Here is a 9,063-nt window from a genome sequence, read left to right on the forward strand (position 1 = left end):
CTATCCGATGAAGTCGATGCCGTGGCCGAGGATTCACTTCGTGCGATAGTGCTGGACGACCTTGGCTCCCACCGGAACCGCGAACAGCATCATGAACACTCGGATGACCTGAGCGGCGACGACGAAGGTCACGTTGGCCCCGGTGGAGGCCGCGATGGCCAGTACCGCGTACACCCCGCCCGGCGTGGTCGCGAGGTAGCCCTCGTAGCCGCTGGTGCCGGTCGCCGAGGCCAACCACAGTCCCAGCATCGCGCAGCCGACGGTGACAGCGATGATCAACATCAGCGACGCAGGCAGTACCCGCGAGATCGATTTCAGGCTCGCGACGGTGAATCGCAGCCCGGCCTGCCAGCCGATGACGATGTACGCCGTCCACAGCAGCAGCGTCGGGACGGACGCGTCGAACGACACTCCCAGTACGTCGGCGAGCGTGGCCAAGATCAGTGGGCCGAGCAGCGCCGGGGCCGGTAGCCGGATCAGGCGCGCCAGCACCACACCGACGACTCCGCAGATCAGCACGAAGCCGAGATCGATATAGAGCGCCTCGTGAACGTCGGTGCCCACCGACGAGTGTCCGGGCTTCGCATCGAAGACCAGGGTCGCAACCAGGGGCAATGTGGTGGTCACCAGCACGACGCGCAGGTATTGCACCACCGCGACGACGCGTTCGTCGCCGCCGAGTTCCTGGGTGATCGCCACCAAGCCGGACGCACCGCCCGCGACGAGTGCCAGTGCACCGGTCAGCGAATCGACGTCTTTGCGCAGGCCGAGCAGTGCGCCCGCCGCGATGGACAACAGCAGCGTGCCCACACACGCCAGCAGTACCGGAAGCCAGCTGTCGCCGAGCGAGCTCAGGGTGTCGCCCTGTACCAGCGTTCCGATTTCCACACCCAAGACCGCTTGCGCGGCCATGCCGAGCCTGCGGGGCAGCGGAGCGCGCTCGGTTCCGGTGGTCGGTGCCCAGCCTGCGAGCGCGAAGATCACCGCAACGAACAGGGCGACGAACAACGCGGCCGAGGGAACCCCGAGTGCATCGGCTCCGACTGTCAGTCCGACGGTGACGAGAGCCAGCAGTAGCCAGCGAATCAAGAAGGGCGCTCGATCTCGCGAACCTCGGGTGGCAAACCCCACTCGGCACGTCCGAGTCGGCTGAGCGGAGCGATGGCGTCGAATGCGGGGAGTCCGTCGTCGGCGAGGAATTCCGGACGTATCGACATCGCGACGACGGCACCCATGACGACGAAGCAGTTGCCCACCTCGACGACGCGATGCAGGGTCGCCTCGATGGCGATGGGCGCGGCCGCCACGCGCGGTGGCGTCACCATCGCGCTCGGTTCGCTGTCGATGCCGAGGGCCTCGAACTCGCTGACGCCGTGGTCGAAGCTCGCCGAGCTGCCGTTGACGTCGTCGACCAACGGGGCCGTGGCCAGGTTGACGACGAACTCTCCGGTGGCCTCGATGTTGCGAAGGCTGTCCTTGCGGGTCACCGATGTGAACTGCACGACGGGCGGTTCCACCGAGGAGACCGTGAAAAAGCTGTAGGGCGCGAGGTTCGCCACACCGTCGGCGGAGACCGTGGAGACCCACGCGATGGGCCGGGGCACCACCGAGGCCGTCAGGAGCTGGTAGAAGCGACCGGGAGCGACCTCGTCGGGCCGAAAAACTGTACGCACGCCTTACATACTGTCAAAGCCCGGTTGCGGCGGCTGTCCGGCGCATCTGACACTCTGGGATCTGTGAATCCGTCCACCGCCCAGGCCACTGCTGTCGTCGACGAATTGGCACGTAGTGGGATCGAAGACGTCGTGCTGTGTCCCGGTTCGCGTAACGCTCCGTTGGCGTTTGCTCTGCAGGAAGCCGACGTGGCCGGACGGCTGCGGTTGCACATGCGGATCGACGAGCGGACCGCGGGTTTTCTGGCTATCGGCCTGAGCCTGGGCAGCGGCCAGCCGGTCCCGGTGGTGATGACGTCGGGAACGGCGGTGGCCAACCTTGGGCCTGCGGTCCTCGAGGCGAACTACGCGCGCATTCCGCTGATCGTCATCAGCGCCAACCGACCGTACGAGATGCTCGGCACCGGAGCGAACCAGACCATCGAGCAGCTCGGTCTGTTCGGATCTCAGGTACGTGCGACGATCAGCCTCGGGCTCGCCGAGGAAGGACCGAAGCAGAACAGTCAGTGGCGCAGCGCGGTCTCGCGCGTCATTGCGGCGGCCCGTGGCGCACGCTCCGGCAACGCCGGACCGGTGCACTTCGACATCCCTCTGCGTGAGCCTCTGGTCCCTGCGGTCGGCGATCCGGGCGCGCGGCCGGAGGGTCGGCCCGATGGGTTGCCGTGGACCTCGACGACGCAGGCGACACTCGACGTCCCCGTCGAACTGGATCTGACGGTGAACACAGTGGTCGTCTCCGGCCACGGCGGTGCCGTCCGACCGGAGTTGGCGGGGCTGCCGACCGTTGCCGAACCGACCGCACCGCTGCACGGAATCGCGTTGCATCCCTTGGCTCTTGCGCAGTTGAAGCCGCGTCAGGCTGTCATCACCGGCCGCCCGACGTTGCACCGGCAGGTCTCGGCGCTGCTGGCCGACCCGGCGGTCGACGTCATCGCGCTCACCACCGGACCGCGCTGGCCCGATGTCTCGGGCAACGTGTTGGCCACCGGTACTCGTGCAGTGACCAGCGGTGCGCCCGACCCTGCCTGGATCGCTCGGTGTGCAGAGGTGTCCGAGCAGGCCGAACAGGCTGTGCATCGAGAACTTCGGGAGCATCCGAAGCCCACGGGTCTGCACGTGGCCGATACGGTGATGTCGGCTCTGCAGCCCGGAGATCAGCTGCTGCTCGGGGCGTCCAACCCCGTGCGCGACGCGGCCCTCGTCTCGACTCCGATCCCGGGAGTGAAGGTTCTCTCCAACCGCGGCGTCGCCGGCATCGACGGCACTGTTTCGACCGCCATCGGAGCTGCGATGGCCGGAAAGCGCCGCACCATAGCGCTTCTCGGAGACCTGACGTTTCTGCACGACGCCGCCGGACTGCTCATCGGCACCGGCGAGCCGCGTCCGGACGATCTGACGATCGTCGTGGCCAATGACGACGGCGGCGGCATCTTCGAGCTTCTCGAGCAGGGGGATCCGCAGTACGCGGGTGTGTTCGAGCGAGTATTCGGGACGCCACACGGAATGGACCTCGGGGCGCTGTGTGGGGCTTACCGCGTCGAACATCGGTTGGTTGATTTGTCGCAGCTGGCAACCGAACTCACCGGCCATGCCACCGGAATGCGGGTCTTGGAAGTGACCACCGAGCGATCGGGATTGCGAGATCTGCACGCGGCAATCCGCGCCCGGCTGCACTAGGCCGACATCGATGCCCGACCAGATTTTCGAGCACCCGCGGTTGGTGGCCATCTACGATGCGCTCGAGGGCGATCGGGACGATCTGGACGTGTACGTCTCGGCGGCCGAAACATCGAATGCACGCCGAGTGCTGGACATCGGCTGTGGAACAGGAAGTTTGGCGCTACGACTGGCGGCGCAAGGACTGGCGGTGACCGCACTCGACCCGGCGGCTGGATCATTGGACGTGGCCCGGCGCAAACCAGGTGCCGAGCAGGTTCGGTGGATTCAGGGGTATGCCGTGGACCTACCGGCCCTCGACGTCGATCTGGTGACGATGACGGGCAACGTCGCGCAGGCCATCGTCGACGACGACGACTGGTCGCTCACGCTGGCGCGCATCCATGATGCACTTCGTCCGGACGGATGGCTCGTGTTCGAGACTCGGATTCCCGCACGCACGGCCTGGACCGAGTGGAACAGACGAGACTCCTTCGCAGTGCGCGATATTCCGGGTGTGGGCCGGGTGGAAAGTTGGCTGGAGACCACCGAGGTGAACGGGCCCTTGGTGAGCTTTCGCTGGACGTACGTCTTTCTCCGCGACGGTGAAGTTGTGACGTCTGACTCGACGCTGCGTTTCCGGGAGTTCGACGAGGTGCGCAACGATCTCGTCGAGCACGGATTCACCGTCCGGGATGTGCGCGATGCACCCGACCGGCCGGGTCGAGAGATGATCTTTCACGCCGACCAGGCTCCGGGTAGCGATGTCCGTTAGCTCTCCTGCGCTGCAACCCATTCGAGAGTCTCGCCGGTTTCCTGATCGACCATGTCCTTGATCATCTTGTTGATCAGGTCTTCGATCTTGCCGCCGACGAGTGGGATCTTCACCGTCGATTCGCCCTTCACGATCAGCTTCGCGCCGGTGCCGTCGGGTCGAAGCGAGAGTGTGCCGTTCACCTTGGCGGGCAGTCCGGTGGTGCCGCCGATCAGTGTTCCCTCGGCGTGGTCGCCCTCGAGTGGCCCCCAGTGGTCGGTGCGGGAGACGATCAGCTTGCCCTTGATGACCTTGGTCACGAATCCGGGGAGCTCGGAGGTGCCCACCTCTTCGGTGATGTCGACCGTCAGACCGCCGTCGGCGTGCTTGGTCATCTCGAACCCGTCCGTCTTCTTCGCCTTGGCGAAGCGGGCGGCCCACTGGTCCTCGCTGGTCAGCGCCGCGTGCACGTCAGCGGGGGGCCGGGACGATTCGACGGTGAATTCGAAGCTGCGAGACATGAGAGCAGACGCTACCCGAGCCAGGCCCGGTCGGTTGCGCAGTAGCCTGTCGAGGTGACCGATACAGCCCGAGGCAGTCGAATCCTGCGTAGAACCCGCCTGGTGGTGCTCGTGGTCGCAGTCTCGATCTCGGTTCTGGCGGTGTTGCTGGTGGTCGGGGCCTGGCGAAACGATCTCACCATCGACTCCGACAAGGGCACCGCCACCGCTGAGGTGTTGTCGGCAGGCAAGCTGCGTTCGGCCGTCAGCTTCATCACCCCGGACGGGGTGACACACAACCCGGCTCTCGGGGTGCTGTATCCCACCAACCTCATCGCGGGCCAACGCATCGAGGTCGAGTACTACAAGGCCGACCCGGATGTCGAACTGGTTCGCGTCGCCGGCCGCGACGCCAGGGTCGCCATCGTCCCGGCCGGTTCGGTCATCGTCGTCACATGGCTGATCGCAGGCCCTGCCCTGTTCTGGCTACGTCGCAAGGAGATGCAGAATGCGCAACGGTAAGCAGTGGGTCGGTGCCGCAGTCGCGGCGGTTGCCGGGTTCGCATTGGTGAACTACGGCAACGTCGCGTCCTCGATCGTGGTGATGGTGCTCGCCGTCGTGTTCCTGCTGGTTCTGATGACGCCGGTTCTGTATCCGCGGTCGTTGCCCGACGACGCCTCGCAGGTCCTCGCGACAGAGAAGTCGGTTCCGCTCGTCTATTGGCGTCCGGGTTGCATCTTCTGCCTTCGGTTGCGGGTGGCACTGTTGCTGCGCGGGAAGAAAGCCGTCTGGACGAGCATCGCCGAGGATCCGGCCGCAGCCGCGAGAGTGCGGTCGGTCAACGACGGCAACGAGACTGTTCCGACGGTGTTCGTGGGCTCCGAACACCGCACCAACCCGAGTCCGTCGTGGGTCGTCGAGCAATTCGTGTGACGTTGGCCCACACGTAACGTTGTACATACCGGGTCGACGGCGGGGCCGCCCACACTGAGGACCGTGCGAGTAGCCATCGTTGCGGAATCGTTCCTGCCCAACATGAACGGCGTCACCCACTCGGTGATCCGTGTCCTCGAACATCTCGACAAGACCGGGCACGAGGCCATCGTCATCGCCCCGGACAACCCGTCCGGCCCGAGGGCCGCGACGTGGCACGGATCGGTGCCGGTGCACCGGGTGCCGTCCGTCATGGTCCCGAAGGTGAGCTCGCTGCCCGTCGGTGTTCCCGGCCTCGGCATGGTCTCGGCGCTGCGGACGTTCGCGCCCGATGTCGTGCATCTGGCCTCGCCGTTCCTGCTCGGAGCCGGAGGCCTGGCCGCGGCCAACCGGCTGGACGTGCCCGCGGTTGCCGTGTATCAGACGGACGTCGCCGGTTTCGCTGCCAGCTACGGACTCGGCCTCACCTCGAAGGCGGCGTGGCGGTGGACCAGGAGACTGCACCGCGGGGCGGCCAGGACACTGGCACCATCCACCTCCGCAGTCGACGCGTTGGAAGCACATGGCATTCCGCGCGTGCATCGCTGGGCCAGGGGAGTGGACGCCGTACGGTTTGCCCCCTCGGCCAGGTCGCAGTCGCTCCGAAGCCGATGGGGCGCAGACGGGAAGTTGATTGTCGGATTCGTCGGCAGGCTCGCTCCGGAGAAGCATGTCGAGCGGCTCGCCGTGCTGGCCGAGGATCCGTCGATCCAGCTGGTGATCGTCGGCGGCGGACCGGACACGGCCGCGTTGCAGACTCTGATGCCGAGCGCGATCTTCACCGGGCAACTCGGCGGCGACGAACTCGCCCAGGCGTACTCGAGTTTCGACGTCTTCGTGCACCCCGGCGAACACGAAACCTTCTGTCAGGCAGTCCAGGAAGCGCTCGCCAGTGGAGTCCCCGTCATCGGGCCCGATGCAGGTGGCCCCCGCGACCTGATCTCGCACTGCCGCAACGGTTACTTGCTCCCGGTCGAGAAGTTCACCGAGTTGCTGCCCATGGCCGTGGGAGCACTGGCCGAACCCACCACCCGGGCTCGCTTCGGCGACGCCGCCCGTAAGTCGGTGCTGCACCGAACGTGGCCCGCCATCTGCGAGGACCTGATCACGCATTACTACGACGTGCAAGGCATCACAGCGCCGCGGGTCCAAAAGATTGCTTGAGTAGTCTGGTCTCCGTGGCCGAGACATCACGCGCAACCCTGGCAAAAGAGCCCCACGAGGTGGCGTCGATGTTCGACGGCGTCGCCCGTCGATACGACATCACCAATACCGTGCTCTCGTTCGGTCAGGACCGCAGCTGGCGCAAGCTCACTCGCCGTGCCCTCGACCTGAAGCCGGGTGAACGGGTACTCGACCTCGCCGCCGGAACCGGGGTATCCACCGTCGAACTCGGCCGCAGCGGAGCTTGGTGCGTGGCCACCGATTTCTCCAAGGGCATGCTGCAGGCCGGTTTGCAGCGAGGAGTGCCGATGGTCGCAGGGGACGCGATGGCGCTGCCCTATGCCGACGCCAGCTTCGATGCCGCCACCATCTCTTTCGGCCTTCGCAATGTCTCGGATTTCGACGCCGGCCTGCGAGAGATCGCCCGTGTCACCAAACCTGGTGGACGCCTTGTGGTGTCGGAATTCTCCACTCCGGTGTTCGGCCCGTTCCGCACCGTGTACATGGAATACCTGATGAAGACGCTGCCCAAAGTTGCTCGCGCTGTGAGCAGTAACCCCGATGCCTACGTCTACCTGGCCGAGTCCATCCGCGCCTGGCCCGATCAGGAGCAGCTGGCCAGGCGCATCGCCGATGCCGGCTGGGCCGACGTGCAGTGGCGCAACCTCACCGGTGGAATCGTGGCGCTGCACAAGGCAACTCGACCGTAGCGCTGCCGCTCGGTTACGGTTTCTCTGTGTTCGACACGACCAACTGCAGTGCGGGAGGTATAGCTTTACCGGGTCCGGCAGGAGAGCCTCGGAGCACCTGAAGTTCGATCATGCGGACGTCGTCGGTCCACAGTTCCGATGCGCCCTCGCGGGTGTAGTTGGCCCCTTCGAGTTCCTTCCGGTGTTCGACGAAGTACCGGATCGAATCAGCCAGGGCGATCGCCGTCGAGTCCCGATCCGTGTTGACCATCAGGCCGACGGAGAACTCATGGCCGGCCAGCCCCGAATACACCCGCCACATGTAGTCGGACGGCGGGTACTGCCATTTGGTGTCGAGACAGCTTCCGTCACCGTCGATCGGCTCCGGTATCCAGCCGAGGCGTTCCAACTCGGCGGTCGCCTCGTCCATTCGATCGACGAACGCGTACCTCAGAGCAAGGTCGACGACGGCCACTGCAGCATCGGTGTTCACGGGCGACATTCTTCACGTGAACGGCGGCCGGGAATCGATTTTCAACGATCCGCTTCCCGATGCTCGCCAGGTTCGTGCGACGAGGTCACTGTCGGCCTCGGTGATCAGGTTGCCCATGCAGCGGACGGCGACTTTCATCAGTGCCCGTGATCGCATGCCCACCGGTCCTGCTGCGGGCAGGAACTTCGGCACGGTGAGCAGTCCGGCGAGGCGTCGAGCGATGGAGAAGGCCTGTCCGTAGTGCTCGCGCAGCAGGGTCGGCCAGACGTCGGTGAGATCGGGGTGATCGAGCAGGTCGACGACCATCCGGCCGCCCTCGAGTCCGTAGTCGATGCCTTCCCCGTTGAGTGGGTTCACACACGCTGCGGCGTCGCCGATGATGGCCCAGTTGGTGCCTGCCACTCCGGAGACCGCGCCGCCCATCGGCAGTAGCGCCGACGCCACCGAACGCAGCTCGCCGGTCAGATTCCATTCCGAACGTCGCTGCTGGGTGTAGAGATCGAGCAGTGGGCGCAGGGCGCCGGGCGCGGGCCTCTTGGCGGTGGCCAGCGTGCCGACGCCGATGTTGATGTTTCCGTCGCCCAGCGGAAAGACCCAGCCGTAGCCGGGCTGCAGAGTGCCCGCGCCATCACGCAATTCGAGGTGTGAGCTGATCCATTCGTCTTTGCTGCGTCCCGATGTGATGTATGCGCGGGCCGCGACGCCGAATGCGGTGTCCCGATGCCACTGCCGACCGAGTTGTTTGCCCAGGGTCGATCGGACACCGTCGGCGACGATCAAGGTGCGGCAGGAGATCTCGTGTGAGCCGGTAGCGGTCTGCAGGGTCACCGAGCGAACACTGTTGCCGTCACGTTCGACGGCAACTGCCTTTGCTCCCTCGGCCATGATTGCTCCGGATTCGACGGCGACCCGCCTGATGCGGTCGTCCAATTCGGTTCGCGGAACCGCACTTCCGACGGTCGGCAAGGACTTGCTCGGCCATTCGAGTTCGAGCTCCTGCCCGAATCCACTGAGCCGCAACCCGCGATTACGTGCTGCGCCACGCACCCATTCGCCCAGGCCGAGCTGGTCCAACTCGGCGACGGCGCGAGGGGTCAACCCGTCGCCGCAGGTCTTGTCACGGGGAAAGACTGCTGCGTCGGCCAGGACGACGTCGCGCCC

General features: G+C 65.9%; 11 protein-coding genes. 6 read left to right on the forward strand and 5 right to left on the reverse strand.

Translation table 11 applies throughout. The features are described from left to right. Positions 1-33: 33 nt before the first annotated feature. Complete coding sequence (locus J1M87_RS08270; RefSeq protein WP_206489061.1) at positions 34-1,089, reverse strand: AbrB family transcriptional regulator; 1,056 nt, start codon at positions 1,087-1,089, stop codon at positions 34-36. Next, entirely contained in the window at positions 1,086-1,673 is a 588-nt protein-coding gene (locus J1M87_RS08275) for a flavin reductase family protein (RefSeq protein WP_206489062.1), read from the reverse strand. Before J1M87_RS08275 ends, J1M87_RS08270 begins: the two co-directional genes overlap by 4 nt. A gap of 63 nt (positions 1,674-1,736) precedes the next feature. Here J1M87_RS08275 and menD point away from each other — a divergent pair, with 63 nt between their 5' ends. Further along, entirely contained in the window at positions 1,737-3,350 is a 1,614-nt protein-coding gene (gene menD, locus J1M87_RS08280; RefSeq protein ID WP_206489063.1) for a 2-succinyl-5-enolpyruvyl-6-hydroxy-3-cyclohexene-1-carboxylic-acid synthase, read from the forward strand. Positions 3,351-3,360: 10 nt separating this feature from the next. Further along, positions 3,361-4,104, forward strand: a complete 744-nt coding sequence (locus J1M87_RS08285) for a bifunctional 2-polyprenyl-6-hydroxyphenol methylase/3-demethylubiquinol 3-O-methyltransferase UbiG (protein WP_206489064.1) — start codon at positions 3,361-3,363, stop codon at positions 4,102-4,104. On the opposite strand, the gene J1M87_RS08290 is transcribed toward J1M87_RS08285, so the two are convergent. Next, positions 4,101-4,604 (reverse strand): DUF2505 domain-containing protein, encoded by a 504-nt coding sequence (locus tag J1M87_RS08290; RefSeq protein WP_206489065.1) that lies wholly within the window; start codon positions 4,602-4,604, stop codon positions 4,101-4,103. The genes J1M87_RS08285 and J1M87_RS08290 overlap by 4 nt on opposite strands. A 54-nt stretch (positions 4,605-4,658) precedes the next feature. Between J1M87_RS08290 and J1M87_RS08295 the strand changes: the two genes are divergently transcribed. From J1M87_RS08295 to J1M87_RS08310, 4 genes are all read left to right on the forward strand, one after another. Continuing rightward, positions 4,659-5,105, forward strand: a complete 447-nt coding sequence (locus tag J1M87_RS08295; protein WP_206489066.1) for a DUF3592 domain-containing protein — start codon at positions 4,659-4,661, stop codon at positions 5,103-5,105. Continuing rightward, a complete protein-coding gene (locus J1M87_RS08300; protein ID WP_241256545.1) occupies positions 5,092-5,517 on the forward strand; it encodes a glutaredoxin domain-containing protein in 426 nt (141 codons plus the stop codon). Before J1M87_RS08295 ends, J1M87_RS08300 begins: the two co-directional genes overlap by 14 nt. Positions 5,518-5,580: 63 nt before the next feature. Next, complete coding sequence (locus J1M87_RS08305; protein ID WP_206489067.1) at positions 5,581-6,720, forward strand: glycosyltransferase family 1 protein; 1,140 nt, start codon at positions 5,581-5,583, stop codon at positions 6,718-6,720. Positions 6,721-6,734: 14 nt separating this feature from the next. Continuing rightward, positions 6,735-7,430 carry a demethylmenaquinone methyltransferase gene (locus J1M87_RS08310; protein ID WP_206489068.1) on the forward strand — a complete coding sequence of 232 codons (696 nt, stop codon included), beginning with the start codon at positions 6,735-6,737 and terminating at the stop codon, positions 7,428-7,430. A 13-nt stretch (positions 7,431-7,443) separates the two neighbouring features. Here J1M87_RS08310 and J1M87_RS08315 read toward each other — a convergent pair whose 3' ends face one another. Together J1M87_RS08315 and J1M87_RS08320 are read right to left on the reverse strand one after the other, a co-directional pair. Then, entirely contained in the window at positions 7,444-7,902 is a 459-nt protein-coding gene (locus J1M87_RS08315; protein ID WP_206489069.1) for a hypothetical protein, read from the reverse strand. Between the two features lie 12 nt (positions 7,903-7,914). After that, the coding region (locus tag J1M87_RS08320) for a geranylgeranyl reductase family protein (RefSeq protein ID WP_206489070.1) at positions 7,915-9,063 on the reverse strand (1,149 nt) is incomplete at its 5' end.

This window comes from Rhodococcus sp. KRD162 (assembly GCF_017168335.1).
Lineage (GTDB): Bacteria > Actinomycetota > Actinomycetes > Mycobacteriales > Mycobacteriaceae > Rhodococcoides.